Source organism: Streptomyces pimonensis, from assembly GCF_041380215.1.
In the GTDB taxonomy this organism is placed as follows: Bacteria; Actinomycetota; Actinomycetes; order Streptomycetales; family Streptomycetaceae; genus Streptomyces; species Streptomyces pimonensis.
In genome coordinates, this window is record NZ_JAHWZY010000003.1 from 270337 (window position 1) to 292772 (window position 22436).

11 protein-coding genes and 1 pseudogene are annotated in these 22436 nt (G+C 74.9%); 7 read left to right on the forward strand and 5 right to left on the reverse strand.

Annotation, left to right across the window (positions count from 1 at the left end):
- The first annotated feature begins 456 nt into the window (after positions 1-456).
- The 5 genes from KYY02_RS05375 to KYY02_RS05395 are packed head-to-tail and all read left to right on the forward strand — an operon-like array spanning position 457 to position 12857.
- Entirely contained in the window at positions 457-1311 is an 855-nt protein-coding gene (locus tag KYY02_RS05375; protein WP_371236254.1) for a DUF4132 domain-containing protein, read from the forward strand.
- A complete protein-coding gene (locus KYY02_RS05380) occupies positions 1308-6365 on the forward strand; it encodes a hypothetical protein (protein ID WP_371236255.1) in 5058 nt (1685 codons plus the stop codon). Before KYY02_RS05375 ends, KYY02_RS05380 begins: the two co-directional genes overlap by 4 nt.
- Positions 6366-6400: 35 nt before the next feature.
- Positions 6401-7570, forward strand: a complete 1170-nt coding sequence (locus KYY02_RS05385; RefSeq protein WP_371236256.1) for an ATP-binding protein — start codon at positions 6401-6403, stop codon at positions 7568-7570.
- Positions 7571-7575: 5 nt separating this feature from the next.
- On the forward strand, positions 7576-11106 hold the full coding sequence (locus KYY02_RS05390) for a vWA domain-containing protein (protein WP_371236257.1): 3531 nt from the start codon (positions 7576-7578) through the stop codon (positions 11104-11106).
- The gene (locus KYY02_RS05395) at positions 11103-12857 is read left to right on the forward strand and encodes a hypothetical protein (RefSeq protein WP_371236258.1); all 1755 of its coding nucleotides are present in this window, start codon (positions 11103-11105) and stop codon (positions 12855-12857) included. Before KYY02_RS05390 ends, KYY02_RS05395 begins: the two co-directional genes overlap by 4 nt.
- A gap of 66 nt (positions 12858-12923) precedes the next feature.
- On the opposite strand, the gene KYY02_RS05400 is transcribed toward KYY02_RS05395, so the two are convergent.
- Positions 12924-15317 carry an Orn/Lys/Arg family decarboxylase gene (locus KYY02_RS05400; protein ID WP_371236259.1) on the reverse strand — a complete coding sequence of 798 codons (2394 nt, stop codon included), beginning with the start codon at positions 15315-15317 and terminating at the stop codon, positions 12924-12926.
- A 545-nt stretch (positions 15318-15862) separates the two neighbouring features.
- A pseudogene (locus KYY02_RS05405) lies at positions 15863-16111 on the reverse strand (hypothetical protein); the annotation flags it as partial.
- 13 nt (positions 16112-16124) lie between these two features.
- Between KYY02_RS05405 and KYY02_RS05410 the strand changes: the two are divergent.
- Positions 16125-16379 (forward strand): helix-turn-helix domain-containing protein, encoded by a 255-nt coding sequence (locus KYY02_RS05410; protein ID WP_371236260.1) that lies wholly within the window; start codon positions 16125-16127, stop codon positions 16377-16379.
- A gap of 25 nt (positions 16380-16404) precedes the next feature.
- Here the strand turns inward: KYY02_RS05410 and KYY02_RS05415 are convergent, their stop codons facing one another.
- Both KYY02_RS05415 and KYY02_RS05420 read right to left on the reverse strand, forming a co-directional pair.
- Complete coding sequence (locus tag KYY02_RS05415) at positions 16405-17937, reverse strand: FAD-dependent oxidoreductase (RefSeq protein WP_371236261.1); 1533 nt, start codon at positions 17935-17937, stop codon at positions 16405-16407.
- A gap of 48 nt (positions 17938-17985) precedes the next feature.
- Positions 17986-18873 carry an AurF N-oxygenase family protein gene (locus KYY02_RS05420; RefSeq protein WP_371236262.1) on the reverse strand — a complete coding sequence of 296 codons (888 nt, stop codon included), beginning with the start codon at positions 18871-18873 and terminating at the stop codon, positions 17986-17988.
- A gap of 566 nt (positions 18874-19439) precedes the next feature.
- Between KYY02_RS05420 and KYY02_RS05425 the strand changes: the two genes are divergently transcribed.
- The gene (locus KYY02_RS05425) at positions 19440-20819 is read left to right on the forward strand and encodes an MFS transporter (RefSeq protein WP_371236263.1); all 1380 of its coding nucleotides are present in this window, start codon (positions 19440-19442) and stop codon (positions 20817-20819) included.
- Positions 20820-20874: 55 nt separating this feature from the next.
- On the opposite strand, the gene KYY02_RS05430 is transcribed toward KYY02_RS05425, so the two are convergent.
- Entirely contained in the window at positions 20875-22434 is a 1560-nt protein-coding gene (locus KYY02_RS05430; RefSeq protein ID WP_371236264.1) for a DUF4139 domain-containing protein, read from the reverse strand.
- Positions 22435-22436 lie beyond the last annotated feature (2 nt).

Here is a 22436-nt window from a genome sequence, read left to right on the forward strand (position 1 = left end):
GAGCCGCCGGGCTCAAGTTTTGCAACGTTATACATGACGCTCCGTGACACTGACAAGGCGTGACCGGGGGGCGTGCCGGGAACGGCCCACGGGCCTTGCCGACCGGACTGCTCCCGGGGCCGATGTCGTGGAACGCATGGTGACGGTCCTTCAGCCCCTGTGGTCCTTCGCGGCCGTCGCCTCCTGCCTCCGTCATATCGGGGCGGCGACGAGCCGACCGGGTCATGGGCATGCCGTGCTCCTCGTCGTCCGAAAGGGGCCGCGGTCGCTCGAAAGGGGCCGCGCTACCGGTCCAGGATGACCAGCCGGCTGGACGGCGGTCCGACACGGCCTGCGACCACCCTGACGGCCCCGCTCCGCGGCGGCGTCCGTCCCGGGAGGAGGACCCGGGACCCGTTGTCAGAGCCCTCCTCTACAGTTCCCGTCACTTGATCACTGCGGGTGCGGGAGGCACGCATGGGGTGGGTGTCGGCAGGCGGCTACGAGGTCGCCCTCGACGACGGCAAGGTGGTGTGCCGCAACGCGGTCGGACGGCGGCTGAAGTCCGTGCCGCCCAAGATCGCCGACGATCCGGCGGTGGTGGGGCTGCGCCAGCTCACCGAGTGGCTGGAGCGGCACGAACGGCAGTGCCTGGCCGATGTGGAGCGGTGGATGGTGCGCTCGCTGCCGGTGCCGTTCGCGGTCCTGGCGCGGGTGTGGCCGGACCCCGCCTGGCAGGCCGCCCTCCGCGACGTGGTGGTCACCGGCGCGGACGGTGCGGTGGCCGGGTTCCTGCGGGACGCCGACCCCGAGCGCGGCCTCGGCCTGGTCGACCTCGACGGCGACACCGTCCGGCTCACCCCCGTCCTGGTCCGCCTGCCGCACCCCGTGCTCCTCGAGGACCTGGAGGAGCTGAGGGAGTTCGCCGTCGAACTCGGCGTCGACCAGCGCGCCCGGCAGCTGTTCCGCGAGGTCTGGCACCGGCCCGCGGCACTCGACGCCGAGGCCTCCTCCGTCGAGGAGTACGCGGGCGGCGTTTTCAAGGAGCTGAGGTTCCTGCACGGCCGCGCGACCCAGCTGGGCTACCGCGTGCGCGGCGGCCACGCCGTGTGCTCCGTGGTGGAGGACGGCCGTGCCGTCGAGGCCCGGGTGTGGGTCGGCGACTACGACGGCTACGAGGAGACGGAGACCGGCCCCCTGGTCTTCACCGACCCGTCCGGCCGGGCACTGAAACTGGGCCGGGTCGGGCCGGTGGCCTGGTCGGAGGGCATGCGCATGGCGGCCGCGCTCCACGCCGGACGCGACATCGAGGACGAGGAGCGTGCGGCGTGACGACGTACGACGGATTCACGTACGACGAGACCACCTCCGCCGCGCTGCTCGACGCCGGCGCCGTGCTGCCACCGGGCACCACGGACGGTGAGGACGCCGACGTCCTCACCGTCCGCACCTACACGCACACCGCGCTGGACGGGCGGAAGGTCGTGCGGCTGGTGCCGGGCACGCTGGGCGAGGCGGAGGACCTCGCCCTGGACTTCCTCGGACTGGTCCGCGAGCCGGAGACCCGCGAGGTCGGGCAGGTGCGCCGGGAGACTCTCGGCTTCCCCGCGTGGGCGCTGGTCAACGACCCGGTGAACGGACACCACGCGCTGGCGCTGGTCAAGGACGTCGAGCGGCTCGCCCGGCAGGCCAAGTCCCGCCCCGGCGCCGCGAAGGAGGGCTTCGAGGCGCTCGGCGAGCGGCTCGGCCGAGCCGTGCCGCACTTCCTGCCCACCTTCTACGAGCAGGCCGCCCGCGTCTTCCACCAGCACGAGAACACCACCTACGCGGCGGCGTTCTTCGGCAGGGCCCGCGAGGCGGAGCGGGTGCACGCGCTGACCGTGGACGAGGAACGGCAGCGGGCCGTGTTCCTGGAGTTCGCCTTCGCCGGGGCCCTGACGGTCAAGGCGCTCAAGGAGCACGTGAAGGCGCTCGCGGTGCGGCTCACCCCGGCCGACGCCTGGGCGCAGTTCCGGCAGCTGACGGTGGAACGCTGCGCGGCCGGCATGCCGCCGTACGCCTCGCTGCCGCAGGACGCCCGCGCCCTGATCAAGGCCGCCGGCCTGGACCGGGTCACCGAGGAGTGCGCCCTGGTCGCGGACCTCCTCGCGTCGCCCGCGGCGGTCCGGGCCCCCGCGTCCTTCTGGAACGCCTACCGGGCGACCCTCGTCCTCCTCGCCGGACGGCAGCCCGCCGTACGCGGCCGGCTGCTGGAGATCATGCCGGCCGGTCCCGGCCGCTCCACCGAGGACGACGAGTCCTGGCTGGCGCTGCTCGCCGAGACCGGCGCCGACCGGCTGCTCACGGGCGAGGACGAGGCGGCGGCCGCGGTCGACGCGGCGGACTGGCTCACCCGCTGGGCCCTGCACCGCAAGCACGGAGGCACCGTCAGCGACCGCTCGCCCGCCACCCTCGCACTCGTGGAGCGCATGACCGCGCGCCTGCGCGACCAGGGCCGCTCCGTCGACCTCTTCACCGGCCGCTGGCACACCGGCGCCGACCTCGACCTGCTGGACCTGTGCGTGGCACAGGAGGTGCCGCTGGCCCTGCCCGAGGCCGGCGCGGACGTCCATCTCGACCTCGGCCGGTGGCTGAGGGACACCCGGTCCGGGCGGCGCGACCTGACGGCCGTCGCGGCGGACCGGCACGGCCGCCGCATGCTCCGCGACGCAGTCGGCAACCACCGCCGCCGGCACACCGGCCGAGGGACGCTGGAGGGAATCGCCGGCCACCCCGTGCTCGCCGACGTGCTCCGCGAATGGCTCGACGCCGCTGCCGGCGAGCTGCGCCGCGCGGCCGGCCTGGCGGCAGCCCGCGCGGCGCTCGAGCGGCTGAACCCGTTCCGTGCGATCGCCGCACAGATCAGCCCGCAGGCCGTCGCCCGGGCCGCCGCGTTCGACATGGCACCGCTGCTCGGCAACACCCTGCGCGCCGGCATCCCGGACGAACTGGGCTGGCCCGCCCTCGACGAGGCGCTGCGCCGGCTCGACGCCGGGACCCGGCGCGACGGCGAGGACAACCTCGCCGTCCACGAGGCCTGGCCGGCCCTGATCCTCTCCCGCCGGCACAAGGCGATCGTCGTGGGACCGCAGGACGTCCTGCTGGAGCACGACCTGCGGCTGCCGGTCGAACTCGACCGCCGGCAGCGTCCGTCGTTCCGCTACACGGACGGCGAACTGCTGGTGATGTGGCGGCGCGACGGCAAGCAGTACGGCTACTGGTCGGCCCGTCCCACCGAGGTGTTCCCGCTCGGCGGCGAACAGCTCCCGCACTGGTACGGCAACGGTGACGCCGGCGAGACCTCGATCCCGCTGCCGGACGGCGGACGGGCCACCGGCGGACGCGCCCTGCACGCCGGCGACACGGTCCTGCCGGCCGCGCGCCGCATCCTCGGGGACGGCACCTCGTACTGGCGTCAGGGACGGCAGGGGGCGCGGCAGGTGTGGCTCGAGTACGACCCGGCCACCGGCACGCACGGGCGTGCCTCGCTGCCCGCCTTCCTGCGCTCCGGCATCCGTGACGGTGCCACCCTCCTCCAGCAGCACTGCGCCGTGCTGCCCCTGCAACCCGGCCTGGAGCGAAGCCCGTTCGGCACGGACGGCACGGTCCTCGGCCGCTGGGTGCGCATCGAGGGCGACGGCGACGAGGCCCGCACCACCGTCGGCACGCCGGACGGCCGGACCGCCACCCTGAGGACTGCGCACGGACGGATACCGGGCGTCGCGATCGGCGCGCTGCGGCTGCCCGGCGGCGTCGAGCCCGTCGTCGTCGCCCACCGTGGTCAGGTCACCCTGTACACGACCGACGACACGACCGACGTACGGGAACTGGGCCGGCTGAGACCGCTGGAGCGCGGCGGCGAGTTCGCCGCCGGCACGCGACTCGTGCCGCCGGTCGACTTCTGGCACGCGCTGCGGCCGCGCGACGAGGACGCCTCGGCGCTCCTGCGGGCGCTGAGCGACGAACAGGCCGGGGAACTGCTGCGCGCCGGGACATGGGCGCTGGCCGAGCGGCAGGAGGAGATCGCGGCGGCGGGGGAGCCGACCGGCTCTCCGCAGGCCGGCGGGGGGCGGAATCCCGCGGGGGCCACCACCGGCAAGCCCGCCGTCCCCACCGCCGACACGGTGGTGCGGGAGGCCGTGTCCCGTTCCCTGCCCGCCCTCACCGAGCCGCACCTGCTCACCGCTGTCGCCGCCCTCGTGCACGCGGTGCTGCGCCTGGCGGCGTCCGTCGCCGCCTTCGTGACACCTCCGGTGGAGCGGCCCAAGGCCGAACGCAAGCACATCGAGGGCATGTTCGCCGGCTACAGCCCCGAGGACGGTGACGAGCAGACCCTGCGGGAGGCGACCTCCGGTCTCGCCGAGCTGCACGGCTGGTGGGGCGGCGCGCGGAGCTGGAGCACGCTGCGTCAGATCCGCGCCGTGAACCACGTCCTGTCCGGCAAGCCCGCCGACGGCAGGCCCCTGTCCGCGTCGGCCCGGTCCGCCGGGACCGCCGACGGATGGCGCAGCGACGAGTTCACCGTCCCCGGTATCGGCGCGGTGTGGCCCTGCGTGCTCGACGCGCTGCGCCCGCTCGCCTACCGCGCCGCCTCGCCCACCCTGACGGAGCCGCACCGCCGGGCGCTGCTCCTGCTGTTCGATGCGATCGCGGAGGGCCCGCTGGCCGCGCCCGGGGGTGCGCTGCGCGAGGTGGTGCTGAGCGAGCCGCACGACAAGCAGGAGCGCGTCGGCCAGGTGCTGCGCCGGGAGGGCCGCACCGTCGTCGTCATCGGCAGCCGGAACGTCGACCGCCGCACCGGGCGGATCAGCTGGCTCGCCCTGGACCACGACCCGGCCGGCGTCTTCGGCGCCGTCGCGCACTTCACGCTGGAGCGGGAGACCGCGCACCCGCCGGTGTTCCCGGCCGCGGCGCTGGCCGCCGTGACCGGCCTGATCCGGGACAAGGGCGCCGCGCCCTGGCGGCCGGAAGCGCCCGCCGCCCTCTCCGCCGCGACCCGGGACGGGCTGGGCCCGGTGCAGGCGGCCCTGCTGCTCGCCGGGAAGCCGTCCCGGCTCACCGACGAGGTGATCGCCGCCACCGGTCTGAAGCCGCGCCGGAAGCAGCTCGGCGACGCGCTGCTGGGCTCGCTGGGGCCCGGCGACCGGCTGGCGCTCGTCGGCGCGCTGCTCCCCGAGGACCCCGCCGACCTGTGGACCGCCGGACCGGACACGGACGCGGCTGGCCGCGTGTGGGCCGAGCGCCTCGACGGAGTCGTGCGCCTGCCCGAGGACCTCGCCGGAGAGCTCTCCCTGGCGGGGCTGGCCACCGACTCCGCCGAGGAAGTGCTCAACCCGCGCCGTACCCCCTGGATCAGCCGCACCACCGTGCAGCGGTCCGACAGGGACGGCGACCTCGTACCGGACGACCCCTGCGCACTGCTCGGCCGCTACCACCTGACGCGCGCCGTGGCCGCCCTGGCCGGGCTCGCCTACTCCCTGCCGTACGGGCACCCCCTGCGTGCCGTCCTGCCCGAGGGGCTCGCCGCGCTGCGCCGCCGCGTCGCGGACCCCGGACTGCTGCTCGACCTCGACCTGGAGTGGACCGGGAAGGGCACGTCGACCGCCGCCGAACTGCGCAAGGCGTACGGACTGCCCGCCACCGGCGGCGCCGACGCGCACGGACTGACACACGTCGGCGAGGCGCTGGTGCTGCGCCACTGGCACGGGGGCCGGGAGGCCGTCCTGGTCCGCGCGAGCGCCCTCACCTCGGTGGACGACCCCCTGTTCGGACTGATCGAGGGGCTCGTCGGGCCCGGACGGCACGACGGCGTGCAGGCGCTGCGGACGATCACGGGTGACGAACTCGCCCGCGCCCTCGCGGCCGGAACGGATCCCGCGGGGCCCACCGGCTACGCCCAGGACCCGACCCTGAGCGTGCCCGGCCTGGTCGCCGAGGTCGCCGAGGCCCACGGACTGGGCGGGGACGCGGCGGCGCTCTACCTGCAACTGCTGGCCCTGCCCGACCCGACGGACCGCAACCGCGCCCGCTGGACGGGCTGGAAGCCCGCCCGCGCGAGGAAGGCCCGCGCCGAACTGGCCGCCACCGGCCTGGCCGTCGAGGCGAAGCGGGCCCGCGCCGGACGCACCCTCTTCCTGCCGTGCGGCTGGCTCGACCTGAAGTCCCCCGCCCTGCCGGTGGAGATATGGAAACAGGGCCTCTACCCGGTCCACGATCGCTCCCACGCGGTGCCGCTGATCCCGGTGCCCGAGCTGTTCACGCGTGCCTGGGACCGCGTCCGCGCCGGCGACGCGCCCGCCTACGAGGAACTCACCACCCGCGCCACCCGCAAGGGCCGCCGCCGATGACCACCGTCCACCCGCACCCGGAAGAACCCGCGCCGATGACCACCACCCCGTCCCCCTCCCCGGCCCGCCAGATCGTCCCGCCCGAGGACCGGCACGCCACCGAACTCGCCTTCCTCGCCGCGTACGACGACGGGCCGCGCCCGCCCGCCTGGCGGCTCAGCCCGCGTGCGGTCGTCACGTTCGTCATGGGCAGCGGGGGCCGGGCCCTGAAGCTCCCCGACGGTGCCGGGGCACCCGACGGAGTCCCGCGGCGTCTGGTGGTGGAGGACAAGTTCGTCGGAGACCGGGCACTGGTCGAGCGGTGCGTGGTGACCCTCGCCGGCGAGCGCGGTCTGCTGCTCGTCGGCGAACCCGGCACCGCCAAGTCGATGCTGTCGGAGCTGCTGTCCGCCGCCGTGTGCGGCACCAGCGGCCTGGTGGTACAGGGCACGGCAGGCACCACCGAGGACCAGCTCAAGTACGGCTGGAACTACGCGCTGCTGCTGGCCCAGGGCCCCACCCGGCAGGCGCTCGTGCCGTCCCCCGTCCTGACCGCCATGTCCCGGGGCGCGATCGCCCGCGTCGAGGAGGTCACCCGATGCCTGCCCGAAGTGCAGGACTCGCTGGTCTCGTTGCTCTCCGAGCGGCGCATCGCCGTACCCGAACTGGCCGGCACCGACGACGCGCTGGCGCACGCGGCACCCGGATTCAACCTCATCGCCACCGCCAACCTCCGCGACAAGGGCGTCTCCGAGATGTCCGCGGCCCTCAAGCGCCGCTTCAACTTCGAGACGGTCGGCCCCATCGGGGACCTCGACGCCGAGACCGCGCTGGTGCGTGGCCAGGCACGGGCGTCCGTGGAGCGCGCCGGGGCGCCGTTCCAGGTCGACGACGCCGTGCTGGAGGCCCTGGTCACCGTCTTCCGGGACCTGCGCGAGGGCCGGTCGGCAGAGGGCTGGGAGGTGGAACGGCCGTCGACGGTGATGAGCACCGCCGAGGCCGTCTCCGTCGCCGGTGCGCTCGCCCTCGCGGCGGCCTACTTCCCGGGCGACCGCGACGTCCTCGGACTGCTGCCCGGCCATCTGCTCGGTGTGGTCCGCAAGGACGACCCCGCCGACGCCGCCCGGCTGCGCGGCTACTGGGACGGTCCCGTCCGGCGCCGCGCCGAGCAGGGATCCGCAACCTGGCGCACCCTGTGGGACCTGCGTACGGTCCTGGAGGGCTGACGGCCGTGACCCTCTCCCGCAGGGCGGCCCCGCCTGTCCCGCCCGTCCCGCCCGACGAGGCGCTCGCCGCCCTCACCGGTCCGTCCGCGCCCTACCTCGTCGGGGTACGGCACCACGCTCCCTCCCTGGCAGCCGCCGTGCCCGCGCTGCTGGACGAGGCGGAGCCGGAGGTGCTGCTCGTCGAACTGCCCGCGGAGATGCAGCAGTGGCTGCCCTGGCTGGGGCACGAGGAGACGCGGGCACCGGTGGCGCTCGCCGCCGCCCCCGGCGAGGGCGGCGACGGGGGGCCGGCGTTCTACCCGTTCGCCGACTTCTCGCCCGAACTGGCCGCCGTGCGCTGGGCGGCCCGGCACGGCGTACCGGTGGTCGCCTGCGACCTGCCGCTCGCCGACCGGGCGTGGACCGACGGACGCCGGGCCGCGGGGGCGGGGGCCGGCGGTTCCGGCCTCGCCACCGCGCTGCGGTCCCGGCTGACGGGCCGCCCCGGCGAGGACCTCTGGGACCGGCTCGTCGAGGCGACCGCCCCCGGCTCCCCGCCCGAGGCCCTGCGTCGGGCCGCCCTGCTCACCGGGTGGGCCCTGCGCGAGGACGCGGTCGCCTCGGGCGGCGTGCCGGAGCTGGACCTGCGGCGCGAGCGCTGGATGCGGGCCCGGCTGGCCGAGGCCACCGCACGGGGCGAGCGGGCCGCCGTGGTGGTCGGCGCCTTCCACGCCCCGGCGCTGCTGCGGCGGGACACGGGGGAGGCGGACACGACGGCCACGGACGACGCGCGACGGCCCGTGTGGAGCACCTCGCTGATTCCGTACACCTACGCCCTCCTCGACGAGCGGTCCGGCTACCCGGCGGGCATCCGGGACCCGGAGTGGCAGGACATGGTCCTGCGTGCGGCGGGCGACCCGGGCGCGCTGGAGGAGGCGCTGACCCGGGCGGCCGTGCGCGTCTGCGCCGAACTCCGGAGCCTGGGCCACCCCTCGGGGCCGGCCGACGCCCGGGAGATCAGCCGGCTCGCCTCCGACCTCGCCCGGCTGCGGGGCCTGCCCGCGGCGGGCCGCGGCGAACTGGTCGAAGCCGTCCAGACGGTGCTTACGCAGGGCGAGCCGTACGGGCGCGGCCGGGCCGTGGCACGGGCGATGGAACGCGTGCTCGTCGGCACGCGCACCGGGCGTCCCGCCCCGCGGGCGCCGCGCAGCGGACTCGTCCCCGCGGTCGAGGCCGAACTGGCCCGGCTCGGCCTGCCCGGACCCGGGGCGGGCGGCCCCGCACGGGACCTGCGCCTGGACCCGCTGAGGTCCGACCTCGACCGGCGCCGTGAACTGCTGCTGCGCCGCCTGACGGTGTGCGGCGTGCCCTACGGGGAGGCCAAGGAGGTCGTCGGCGCGGGCGGCGCCGAGGCCCTCACCTCCCGCTGGGAGGTGCGCTGGACCCCCGCCACGGCGGCCGTGCTGACCGCGGCCGGAGTGCGCGGAGTCACCCCCGCGCAGGCCGCCGAGGGAGTCCTGCGCGAACGGCGGCGTCAGGAGCGCGACGAGGGCGGGCCGACCGCCGCACAGGCCCTCGAAGGACTCGGACGGGCGGCGGAGTGCGGCCTGACCGGGCTCACGGACGAACGGCTCGGCGACGTCGCCGACGTCCTGCCCCAGGCCGGTGCCCTGCCGGAACTCCTCGCCGGGCTGGCGCTGCTCGACCGGCTGCGGGCCGGCCACGTCCCGGGGCTCCCCGCCGAGCCGGACCGCGAGCCCCGGGCGGCCGCCGCCGCGGAGCTGTTCACGGCGGCGGCGGTGCGGCAGGTCGACGGACTGACCGGGTCCGAGGACCCCGCCGACGCCCGCGCCCTGCTCGAACTCTCCCACCGGGCCGACCTGCTGGGCGGCATCCGGCTCGCCGACGCCCTGGACCGCCTGTCCGCCGGCGGCTCCCCGCTGATGCGCGGCGCCGCCGGAGCCGTACGTGTCCTGCTCGGACACGAGGAAGCGCGGGTCTTCGGCGACCGCGTGGCCTCCTGGGTCGACGGGGCCACCGACTCCGACTCCCGCGCCGCCCTCACCGCCCGGCTCGGTGGACTGCTGACCGCCGCCGGCCCCCTGCTGGAGACAGCGGCACCCGCGCTGGAGCCCCTGCTCACCCGGGTGACCGAACTGTCCGACCGGGCGTTCCTCGACCGGCTCCCCGCACTGCGCGGCGGCTTCGACACCCTGAGCCCCGCGGCCCGCGACCGCCTCCTCACGGCGGTCGAGGAACGCCTCGGGGCCGCGCACGTCGCCGACACGGACGACGTAGCCCCGGCCACGCTCGCCACCTGGACCGGAGCGGACTTCGCGGCCCGCGGAACCCTGCGGTCGCTGGGTCTGCTGCCCCCACGGGGCGGCGGTCCGCCGCAGGGCGCGCCGGAGCGCCCGGGGAGCGGTGCTCCGGCGGCAGCCGAGGAGCACGTCCTCGCCCCCGCCGACCGCTGGCGCCTCCTCCTCGGCCGCCGCGCCGACCGGCTGCCGCCGTCCGCCACGCCGCTCGCCACCGCGCTGGACGAGCTGTACGGCAGCGGACGCGGCGAAGGCAGCCGGGGAGACCTCGCGGCCCGGGGGACCGGCGGTGGACGTCAGGCGCCGTACCCCGGGGTGCGGGAGTGGTCCGAGGAACTGGCCGCGCTGTTCGGCCCCGGCATCCGGGAGGAAGTGCTGGCGGCCGCCGCCGCGTCGGGACGCAGGGACGTCCTCGCCGAGCTGGACGCGGACAGCGTGCGGCCCTCGGTGGACCTGCTGCGCACCGTCCTGCGGCACGCGGGCGGACTGCCCGAGGCCCGGCTGGCCGCGCTGCGCCCGCTGGTACGGCGGCTGGTCGACGCGCTGGCCCGGCGGCTGGCCACCCGCCTGCGCCCCGCCCTGCACGGCACAGCCCTGCCCCGCCCCAGCAGACGGCCCGGCGGCGGCCTGGACCTGCCCCGCACCCTGCGGGCCAACCTGGCGACCGCACGCCGCGCCCCGGACGGCACGGTCCGGGTGACCCCCGAGCACCCGGTGTTCCGTACCCGGGGGCGCCGGGCCGCCGACTGGCGGCTGATCCTGGTCACGGACGTGTCGGGGTCCATGGAGGCGTCCACGGTGTGGGCCGCGCTGACCGCCTCCGTCCTGGCGGGGGTGCCGACCCTCTCCACCCACTTCCTGGCGTTCTCCACGGAGGTCGTCGACCTCACCGGGCACGTGGACGACCCGCTGTCGCTGCTGCTGGAGGTCAGCGTGGGCGGCGGCACCCACATCGCCGCGGGACTGCGGCACGCGCGCGAGCTCGTCACCGTGCCGTCGCGCACCCTCGTCGTGGTCGTCAGCGACTTCGAGGAGGGCTATCCGCTGGGCGGTCTGCTCGCCGAGGTCCGCGCACTGGTGTCGGCCGGCTGCCACGTCCTGGGCTGCGCGAGCCTCGACGACACGGGCAGGCCCCGCTACTCCACGGGAGTCGCCGGCCGGCTCGTCGCGGCCGGCATGCCCGTCGCCGCCCTCAGCCCGCTCGAACTCGCCCGCTGGGTAGGGGAGAAGATCGCATGAGCCCGGACCTGCCTCCGGTCGTCCCGTCCGTCACCGCCGAACTCGTCGCGGCGCTCTCGCCCCGGCTGCGCAAGCGGCTGGACGCGGGCGTGACCAAGCTCCTGGCGCGCCCGGCCGTCCGGGAGGGCGACACCGTGCGGATCGCCGTCGACGACGGGACCGACGTCCTCCTGCGGGCTCCCGGCGGGACGGTGACCTGCGCGGACGCGATCCACTGCGGATGCCTGCTGGCCCCCGACTGCCTGCACCGCGCGGCAGCGGCCTCGGCCGCGCCGGTCGCCGAGGAGGCCCCGGCCCCCGCCGAGGTCACGGAGGCGGGGGGGACCGGGACGGCACCCACGGAGCCCGACGCCGCCACTACGGGACAACGCGCCGCGGCCCGAGTGGTGTTCGACGCGGCCGCGGCCGTCCTGGAGGCCGGCACGGACGGCGCCGGCGCCGTACTCCAGGCGGAGCTCCTGCACGCCGCGCACACCGCCCGTCTCGCCGGCCTGCCGCGGGCCTCGGCCGCGGCGGTCTCCGTGGTGACCGGGGTGCGCGCGGCCCGCTCCGCCGACCCCGGGCACCGCCTCACCGACCTGGTCGGCGCGCTGGCCGATGTCCTGGGCGTCGCCCACCGTCTCCCGCGCACCACCGGTCCGGACCTGACCGAACTGCGCGGCACGGTCCGGCAGACGTACCGCCCGGACGGCTCCCTGCGGCTGTACGGGCTCTTCTCCGAGCCCGTCCTCACTGCCACCGGATACGCGGGCGCGGTCACCTGGACCGCCGACGCGGACGGGCGTCTGTACACGGTCTCGGACGTGGCGCCGGGCGGGCCCGCCCGGGCGGCCGGCGCCGCCGACCGGACCGTGCGGATCGGCGACACCGCCCTGACCCACCGGGAACTGTCGCGCGCGGGACTCGCCGTCTCCGGGGCCACCGTCTCCCCGACGGGCCGTCTTGGCGCGGGGGCGGGGGTGCGGGCGGTCCGTGCCTCCGGCGCCGCCTGGCGCGCGGACCCGCTGGACCGGCTGTGGGCGGTACCCGCCGCCGAGCAAGTGGCCCGGGCGCTGAACGGCGGGCAGGACCCGCTGTTCCTGGAGGTGACCCTCGCGGGCACGGTGCGGGAGACGACGGGCGACTGTCTGCTGGCCGACTGCGGTGGCCTGCCCCTGCGGCTGGCCACCGCCCACGGCGATCCCGTACTCCCTTGTCGCGACAACCTCCGCCTGCTCGCCGCCGCAGGGGGCAGCCGGCTGCGGATCGTCGCGCGTCTGGCACCGGGACCGTCTCCCCGCGCCCTGCTGCTCGCCACCGAGCACCCCACCGATCCCGGCGCCCGGGTGGACCTCGGCCTGGACCGCCTCCGGCACGCGGACCTGCCCGCCGGCGCGGTCGCGCCCCCCGTGCAGGCCGCCCCCACCGGGGACGAGGTCCCACTGCACCTGCTGCGCCGCCGCGTCCACCAGGCGGTGCCGGGAGGACGTCGTGTCCTCGCCCTCGCCGGGAACCGGTCGGGCGACGGCACCCGGCTGCGCCGTCTCGGCCTGGCCACGGCGGGCGACCTGCTCGACGCCCTCCACACCGCCGCCGCGGACCGCTCCCGTGACCCCTTCGGCCGCCTGCTCCCGGCAGACACGGGCCACTTCGCCCGGGCCTGGCTCGCCGCCGCCGTCTACACCGACGAGGTCGAACGGGCGCTGTGCGCGGCAGCCTGGGGAGCCGCCGCGAGCGCGGCGGCCCCTCCGGCGGCCCCCGGCGCCTTTTGACGGTCCTCGAAAGGGCTGCTCGACGTCGCCCCCGCCCCGCGGTCCGGTCCGAGGAGACGGCCGGGGTCAGCCGGCCGGCCTGGTGGCCTCCGCGTCACGCCGCTGCGCCGGTGCCCGGCCGGTCCGGGAGGCGGCGGGGGAGCCGTCCGCGTCCGGACGCAGACACTCGATCAGGTAGTCGCCGGTGTCGGGATCGCGGGTCACTCCGTGGGTCTCGCTGCCGAACCCGGGGAAACGGCGGTCGAAGGACTCCAGCGCGCCGAGGTAGCGCAGCAGTGGGCCGTCCTGGCCGCCGACGCTCTCACCCGGCATCAGCACCGGAATTCCGGGCGGGGTCACGGTGACCATGGCGGCTGCGACGAGCCCGGCCGCGTCCGCCAGCCGTACGCGTTCCGTCCCGCCCCGGATCAGCCGCTGGTAGCACAGCTGGGGCGGGCTGACGGGCTCCGGCGGCTGCTGGAAGGCGGTGTCCAGCAGCTCGACCAGGCGGATCTCGCGCAGCTGTTCGTGCATCTCCCGGCACAGCTCGCGCAGACTCCGCCCGGAGTAACGCCTCGGGTGCTCGGCGACCAGCGCGGGCAGCACCCGGTCGAGCGGCGCGTCCTCGTCGTACAGCGCCTTGAAGTCCATCAGCGCGTCCAGCAGGGTGCCCCACTTGCCCTTGGTGATACCCATGGAGAACAGCACCAGCGCGGTGTAGCTGTCGGTCTTCTCCACGACGATGCCACGCGTGCCCAGGTACGCGGTGAGCACCCGGGCCGGGATGCCCCAGTCGCTCGTCTCACCGGTGGCGCTGATCCCCGGACAGGTCAGGGTGACCTTGATCGGATCGAGCATGCAGTAGCCGTCGGTCAGCCCGGCGAACCCGTGCCAGCGGGCACCGGGCTCCAGGTGCCAGCAGGAGGGTTCCGTCCGCAGCAGCTCCGCGGGGGCCTCCTCGAAGGGCAGACGCGCCCCGCTGCCCGGATCGGTCACCTCGTCGGGCTGCCAGACCCCGAAGAACCACGGCGGCCGGTCCCCGGCCGCCTCGATACGTCGTCGGATGCGCACCGCCTCCTGGCGGAACCGCACCGCCTCGGTCACCGCCTCGTCCACCAGCCAGTGCCCCTGCGGGCCGTCCATCATCGCCGTGGCCACGTCCAGGGAGGCGATCATCGGGTACAGCGGGGAGGTGGTGCCGTGCATCATGAGCGCCTCGTTGAACCGGTCGTGCTCCACCGGGGCCCGGGGCGCGGGCCGTACGTGCACCATGGCGCTCTGTGACAGCGCCGCCAGCAGTTTGTGGGTGGACTGGGTGGCGAAGACCGTGGGCCGGTCGGGGCCGGGGAAGGACTCCGCGTCCACCGACATGCCGTAGCGCCCCGAGTAGAGGGGGTGGAAGCGCGCATGGGCGAACCACGCCTCGTCGAAGTGCAGCCGGGGCGTGGCGGCGGCGAAGGCCCGGGCCGCTGCCACCGCGTCGTAGCACAGTCCGTCGTAGGTCGAGTTGGTGAACACCGCGTACTGGGCGCGCGGCGACACGGCATCCGCGGCCAGCGGACTCGCGGCGACGCGGGCGGCCACCGAGTCCGCCGCGATCTCGGCCGGGGGCAGCGGGCCGGCGAGGCCGTACCCGTTGCGGGTGGGCACGAGGTACACCGGCCGGGCACCGGAGACGACCAGACCATGCAGGACCGACTTGTGGCAGTTGCGGTCCACCAGCGCGATCTCGTCGCGGGTCACGCTGAAGTGGCCGACCAGGCGGTTGCAGGTGGAGTCGCCGTGCAGGACGAAGTAGGTGAGGTCGGAGCCGAAGACCCGCGCGGCGTTGCGCTCCGCCTCGCCGATCGGTCCGGTGTGCTCGAAGAGCGAACCGAGTTCCCCGACCGAGATGGACAGATCGCTGCGCAGCAGCCGCTCGCCGAAGTAGTCGTGGAACGCTTGGCCCACGGGCGACTTCAGGAAGGCGACCCCGCCGGAGTGCGCAGGGGTGTGCCACGAGTACTCGTGCGCGTCGTCGAAGCGGCGCAGCGCCCGGAAGAAGGGCGGGAGCAGGGCGTCCCGGTAGGCACGCGCGGCGGTGGCGATCCGGCCCGCGATGAACGCCGGAGTGTCCTCCAGTGGCCACACGTAGCCCACGACCGACTGCGACACCCACAGCGGCAGCTCACACAGCCCCTCGTCCGCCATGAGCAGGAACACCGGCAGGTCCTGGAAGCGGCGCCCGACCCGGCGCAGCACCTCCGCGCCCCCGGGGCCGCCGTCGGCGTCGCCGCCGGACGGGAGGTCCCAGGCGACCACCGCGGCGGCCAGGCCGTTCTCGGTCCTGAGCGCCGCTTCCGCGTCGGAGACGCTCACGACCCACCGGACCTCGAGGCCACGGGCCCTGATCGCCTCGGTGATCCTCACCAACTGCCCGGCGGTGGCGCCCTCGTCCTGCGGACGCTCCGCCACCGCCACCAAAACCGTACTGCCGGTCATGCCGGCCTCCTCCCCGGCGGCCTGCGCCGCCCCCTTCAGTCTTCGGGGGTCCCCCTCGGCCGACTGGCTGACGGGTCCTAAACCACACCGTCGACGGAACGTCCGCACAGCCCGTTGACCCCGGCCGGCGCCGGGCGGACCGGGCGTCGGGCCCGTCTCCGAGGCGGTCACGGGTGGAGGAGCTGGACGAGGGGGCGCCGCGGGACGGGTTCCCGACACGGGCGCGGCCGGCCCCGACGACCCGGGGCCGGGGCCGAACGGCGTCAGCGCGGTCGTGCGCCGCCTCGCGGGGCCGGCGCAGTCCGATCTCCGGCTGATCCACACGCTGCGCCGTGCCGGGGTGCGGCCCGGCGCGCTCGTGGGTGTGACGGTTGCTTGGCGGCGGGGGGCGTGGAAGCCGCCGAACTCCCCGCGCGCAGTGCCGCCCACGTCTTCGTGGTCAGACGTCGGCCCCGCCGCGCAGTCCCTGGAGCGGCCCTCGGTCACCTCTGCGGCCGAGGGCCGTTCCGGTCACCGCGTGGGGTTGTGGAACACCGAGCGGGCCGTCAGGCGGCCTCATGGATGACGAGCTTGAACTCCGCCAGGACGATGTCCCGCGCCACGCTGTCGTCATGGGTGGCGCGTACGGCGAGCGGGACGGCCGGGTCGACGAAGACGCCCCGCTGCTTCGTCCAGCACTGCATGCCGGGACTCGGCGGCCGGTGCTCCGTCGCCGTGGTGTCGTCGGGTGCCGGGGTGAGGCCGAGCGGATCCCGGACGAACTGGTCGCGCAGCTCGTCATAGTTCCCGGCCTCCCGGCACGCGCACATGAGCGTGCCCACCTTCACCCGGTGGTTCCGCGACGAGGTGGGCACCAGCCCTCTTCAGTGGCTGCTGCAGTGCCGGCTGAACCAGGCGCGCCGGCTGCTGGAGTCCACCGATCCGACCGTCACGCGCGTGGCCACGGCGAGCGGGTTCGGTGACGCCGTCGCACTGCGCAAGCACTTCTCCAGCCATCTCGGCCTGTCCCCGCCGGCCTACCGCCGTGCCCACAACGCCCCGGAGCTGACAGCGGCGGGCTGACCGCCTCGAGATCCCGCCGGGACGGTCAGCGGCGACGGCGCCGTACCAGACCGCGGAAGGCCCTCGGCCCGCCGGCCGGTGCGGGCAGGACGCCCGCCACCGCGTCGGCCAGCAGGGAGCCGACGGTCTCGGCCGCGCAGGCGCGGTTGACGCCGATGCCCCCCGAGGGCCCGCGTTTGATCCAGCCGACGACGTACGTCCCGGGTCTGCCGGTCACCCGGCCGCGCTCGTGCGGCACGGTCCCGGTGGCCTCGTCGAACGGCAGCCCCGCCGGGGCCACCCCCCGGTGGCCGACCGCCCGCAGCACCAGGCCGGCCGGGATCTCCGGCTCGGTGGTGCCGCCGGTGACCCGCACGGCACGTGTGTCCTCGCTCCCGCACACCGCCACGGGGGAGGAGAGGAAGCGGAACACGATACGCCGCTGCCGTCCCGCCGCACCCGGCGGCAGGGACCAGTCGACGGCCTTCCGCGCCACGCCCCGCAGCACCGCCGCCTTGTCCCCGGGGCCGGAGGTGTCGATCGCCGTGCCGATGCGCGGATCGTGGTCGTCGATGAGCAGGTCCACTCCGGGAAGGTGCCTCAGGGCGAGCAGCTCGGGCCTGGTGTACGCCGCGTGCTCCGGGCCGCGGCGCCCGAGCAGCACCACTTCGCGCACCTTGCTGCGGCGCAGTTCCGCCAGCGCGTGACCGGCGATCCCGGTGCCGGCCAGCGTCTGCGGGTCGGTGACGAGGATCCGCGCGACATCGAGGGCGACGTTGCCGTTGCCGACCACGACCGCACGCTCGCACGACAGGTCGACGGCGTCCGGAGCGACCTCCGGATGCGCGTTGTACCAGGCGACGAACGTGGTCGCGGAGACGCTGCCCGGCCGGTCCTCGCCCGGAACGCCCAGCCGCCGGTCCGTGGCGGCGCCCACCGCGTAGATCACCGCGTCGTGGTGTGCGGAGAGTTCCGCCGCCGTGATGTCGGTGCCCACGTCGAGGCCCAGGTAGGTCCGCGCACGCGGGTGGGTGAGGAAGCGGGCGAAGGCCTCGCCCACTTTCTTCGTGTCCGGGTGGTCCGGTGCCACGCCGTACCGGACGAGCCCGCCGGCGACCGGAAGCCGGTCGACGAACGTCACCTCGGACCGCGTGTGCAGCAGCAGGTCCTTGGCGGCGTACATTCCGGCCGGGCCGGTGCCGACGATCGCGACCCGCAACGGCCCGAAGTCCGGCGGCAGCACCCGGTCGAAGGACGGCTCGCCCCAGGCGTGGAAGTTCGGGCCCGGACGTGCAGGCGTCTCCGTCTGACCGGGGGCCGTCCCGTCCCGCTCGAAGTAGGCCGCGTTGATCCGCGCGTACTCCCGCTGTCCGCCGGTGAGCCGGTCGACCGGGAGGACGGCGTCCACCGGGCAGGCGTCGGCGCAGGCGCCGCAGTCGATGCACGCCTTGGGGTCGATGTGCAGCAACTCCGTGCTTCCGAAAGCCCGTTCCTCGGGCGTGGGGTGAATGCAGTTGACCGGGCAGACGGACACACAGGTGGCGTCGGTGCAGCAGGTCTGGGTGATCGCGAAGGCCATGGTCGTCCACTCTGCTGAAGGCCGGGAGGGAGCGCGGACCGGAGGTCGTCAGACGAGGTGGGCGCGCTTGTAGAAGTGGAGCGCCGGCCCGGTGAGCAGTCCCACCGAGGCCAGGAACTCCATCAGGCCCGAACAGCTCGCCCGCATCATCGACTTGTGGTGCTCGTTGGCCTTCGCCTCGCGCAGGGCGCGTGCCTCGTCCAGGCCGGCGTTCGCGTAGACCCTCCGGTTCACCATGCTGGTGACGATGACATAGGCCGCGACGGCGATCAGCAGGGCGTGGACCCGGCGGCGCAGCCACCCGGCACGTGCGAGGTGCCTGCGCGTCTCGTCGCGGGCGAACTTCATGTGCCGGGACTCCTCGACCACATGGATGTTGTTGATGGTGCGGACGAAGGGCACGACCCGCTCGTCGCGCATCCAGTCGCGCTGCATGACGTCGAGGACCTCCTCGGCGACCAGGATCGCCGCGTACGCGGCCTCGCCGAAGGCGACGGTCTTGAAGAGCCTGCCCAGTTCGAGCGCGACCCGGTGCGGTCGGTAGGCCGGGGCCCCGAGCTTCTTCGCCCCGCGGGCGAACATGACCGAGTGCCGGCACTCGTCGGCGATCTCGGTGAGCGCCCACTGGACGGTGTCGTCCGTCGGGTCCTTGGCGTAGATGTCCCGCAGCACCATCTGCTGCAGGATCATCTCGAACCAGATGCCGGTGCTGGCGACGGACGCCGCCTCCTGGCGCGTCAGCGCCTTGCGCTGCGCGTCGGTCATTTCGTTCCAGTACGCCGTCCCGTAGAGCGTGCTCCACTCCGGGCTGGCGCCGTGGAAGTCCGTGTCGAGCGGCGTGTCCCAGTCGACCTCGGTGAGCGGGTCGTAGGAGAGCTGCGCGGACGAGTCCAGCAGCCGCCGGGCTATGCCGTCGTCGGAGGTCCTGTTCCCCATGCCGAGGGCTCCTCGCATCGAGTCCGGTCGATATTACCTCGGGTAACCTTCCCGCTTGCTGACGAACTGTATAGCAAGAGGCGCCATGTTCCCACCCCTCGAGCAGTGCAGGAAGACCGTGGTGAGCGGTGTCCCGGTGACCGGTGCGGCGGCCGGGGCACGGGACGGGCGGACGGTCGGGCGAGGGGTGGTCACGAGCGCCTCCCGGGGCGGGACCGAGCGCCCCGGCGCCGACCTGCTCCGGGCGCTTCCCACCCTTGTCCTCCCACCGCGCCACCGGTCCGCCCGGCCGGCGCAGCGGAGACACACGGGTGGGAACGGCCACTGCACAGCCCCCGAGTATCCGAGGAATCACCGGGAACAAGCGACCCCGAGCGCGCTTGCCTGCGTCCGTCCAAGGGCGCTGATACGTTCCGTTCGCCGCGGCATGTCCTGGAAAGGAATCAGCCACGTCCCCCACCGACAGCGGGCCCACGCCCCCTTCCGCAGCGGTCAAACGCCACCCCGCCCTCTTCCGTGCCGTCCGACGCCGGCGAAACCCGCCACTGCGCCGGACGGACATCACGGTGACGGACGAGCGGGCGGTCAAACGGGCGGTGAAGGCCGCCTCGCTCGGCAACGCCATGGAGTGGTTCGACTTCGGTATCTACGCGTATCTGGCCGGCACCATCGGCCGCGTCTTCTTCCCCTCCGGGAGTGACACCGCGCAGTTGCTCTCGTCCTTCGCCGCCTTCGCCGTCGCCTTCCTGGTGCGCCCGCTCGGCGGCATGGTCTTCGGGCCGATGGGCGACAGGATCGGCCGCAAGAAGGTCCTCGCGCTGACGATGATCCTGATGGCGATCGGCACCGCCGCGATCGGCATGCTCCCGACCTACGCGGCCGTCGGCTTCTGGTCCCCCCTGCTGCTGCTCCTCTTCCGGCTGCTCCAGGGATTCTCCACCGGCGGCGAGTACGGCGGCGCCTCCACCTTCATCGCGGAGTACGCCCCGGACAGGCGGCGCGGCTACTTCGGCAGCTTCCTGGAACTGGGCACGCTGGCCGGGTACACCGGCGCGGCGGGCCTGGTGACGGCCCTCACCGCCTGGCTCGGCACCGAGACGATGGACGCCTGGGGCTGGCGCATCCCGTTCCTGGTGGCCGGACCGCTGGGCCTCGTCGGCATCTACCTGCGGCTGAAGCTGGACGACACACCGGCCTATCTGAAGCTGGAGGAGGGCAACGCCCACGTTCCCGAGGCCGCGGACCAGGTGAAGTCCACCGCCCGGGGCGACCTCGCCAAGATCTTCCGGCAGCACTGGCGGACGCTGGTGCTGTGCATCTGCCTGGTCGGCGCCTACAACATCACCGACTACATGCTGCTGTCGTACATGCCGACGTACCTCTCGGACGAGCTGCACTACAGCGAGACCCACGGCCTGCTGGTCCTGGTGGCCACCATGGTGGTGCTGATGCTGGTCATCAACCAGGTGGGCCGGCTGAACGACCGGTTCGGCCGCAAACCGTTGCTGATGACCGGCATGCTGGGCTTCCTCGTCCTGTCCGTCCCGGCGTTCCTGCTGGTGCGACAGGGCAGTCTGCCCGCCGTCTCGGCCGGCATGCTGATGCTCGGCCTGTCACTGGTCTGCCTGCTCGGCACCATGTCGGCGGCGCTGCCGGCCATGTTCCCGACATCGGTGCGCTACGGCTCCCTGTCGGTCGGCTACAACCTGGCGACGTCGCTGTTCGGCGGCACGACCCCGCTGGTCATCACGGCGCTGATCGGCGCGACCGGCTCGGACATGATGCCGGCGTACTACGCGATGGCCGCGGCTCTGGTCGGTGTCGTCGCGGTGGCCTGTATGAAGGAGACGGCCCAGCAGCCGCTCGAGGGTTCGCCGCCCTCGGTGCAGACGGAACAGGAGGCGGCGGAACTGGTGCGGTCGCAGACACCGACACCGAGGTTCTGACGGGATCCGCCGGACGGCGACGGGCCGAGGACGCGGCAGCGCTGCCTCCTCGGAGTCACAGGCCGGTGACCTTGCCGCTCGCCGAGACGTCATAGACGAGGGTGACCGTGCGCCGGCCGCCCGGGGCCAGCGGGACGTCCCAGCGGACGATGCCGTCCGCGTCGACCGCGTCGGGCGCGGGGGAACAGTCCTCCCGGCGCAGGCGCACCTCCACCGCCGAGACCTCGGAGACCGGGACGCGCTCCCGGACGACGACCACCCGGTCGTCGTGCTCGCCGGGGGCGGAGAACCTGGACAGGTGCAGCCGGACGGTCCGGGTGAGCACGGTCCGCTGGGTGACGCCCGCGGTCTCGCGGGTCTCCTCGGTCTCCCGCAGCACCCGGTGGTCGTCCCGGCTGCCGAGGGCGAGTTCGACGGGGGCGCCGGGCGCGGTGAAGTCCAGGGCGCCGCGTCCGCTGAACCCACTGCCGCGGACCAGGTCGACGGGCCCGGCGAGCAGTGCGTGCCCCGACAGGTTGTCGCACCGCACCACCTGGCTGACCAGGGGCGACAGTTCGGGCGAGCAGGCGTACTCACTCCTCGCGGGCGAGGTGAAGGAGGACAGCGGAACACGGTGGGCGCGGCCGTCCGCCGGCACGGAGACCGGCGCGGGGGAGTGGAGCACGCGCACCTCGCCGCCGTCGTCCACGCCCGGCAGTCCGAGCACGGGGACGGGGCCGAGGTCCGCGATCTCCTCCTCGCGCAGGCCGACGTGGACGGTGCGGCGCTCCGCGGCGGAGCGGTCGGTGAGCGTCAGCCGGTCCTCGCCGAGCCGTGGCGGTCCCGCGGCACGCGCGGAGCGCGCCGTCGACAGGGTCAGCCGTACGTTCGACCAGTCCTCGCCGGTGCGCTGCCAGACGATCGCGTCCGTGTCCAGCGTGATGAACTCCCCGTCGAGCACGGCCCGGTAGGCGGGCCGCCACACCGCGCACGGCGTGAGGTGGCTCAGGCGCAGCCCGGCCTGCCCGGCGGCCGAGGCGTGCACGGTCAGCTCGATGTGACCGACCAGTTCGGCGGATTCCGTCTCGGAGAGCCGCACGGCCCGCCGGACGTCGGAGAGTTCGGCGACGACGGTGGCCAACTCGGCCTCCACAGACCGCAGTCGCTCGCCGTTCGCGTCACGCTCGTCGTCCACCCGGTCCAGCTCCCGGGCCCAGCGGTCCCTCTCCGCCTCCCCGAAGCCGGCGCCCTCGCCGATCTCCCGCAGCAGATCGGCGGCGAGACGGCCGAGCAGGTCGAGACGGAGACGGAGCCGGTCACGTCGCTGTTCCAGCTCCGTCCGTTCCTCTTCCAGGGCCGTCACCCGCCGACGCAGCGCGGAGTCGTCGGCGGAGGGCTCCGGCCCGCGCGGCGTCCAGCCGCGGACGATCCGCGCGTCGAGCACGGTCGCCGGGTGGCCGGCGGTCAGCTCGGCGTGCAGGGTGCGGTCGACGGCCAGCGCGCTGACCGGACCGAGGCGCAGCCGCTGCGTGCCGACCCGCAGGCCGAGCACGATCGCGCGCTCGACATGAGCGCGGTCCTCCGTGCAGGTGACGGCGGTGACGGGGAGGGGGAGGAGTTCCGATGACGTAGACATGC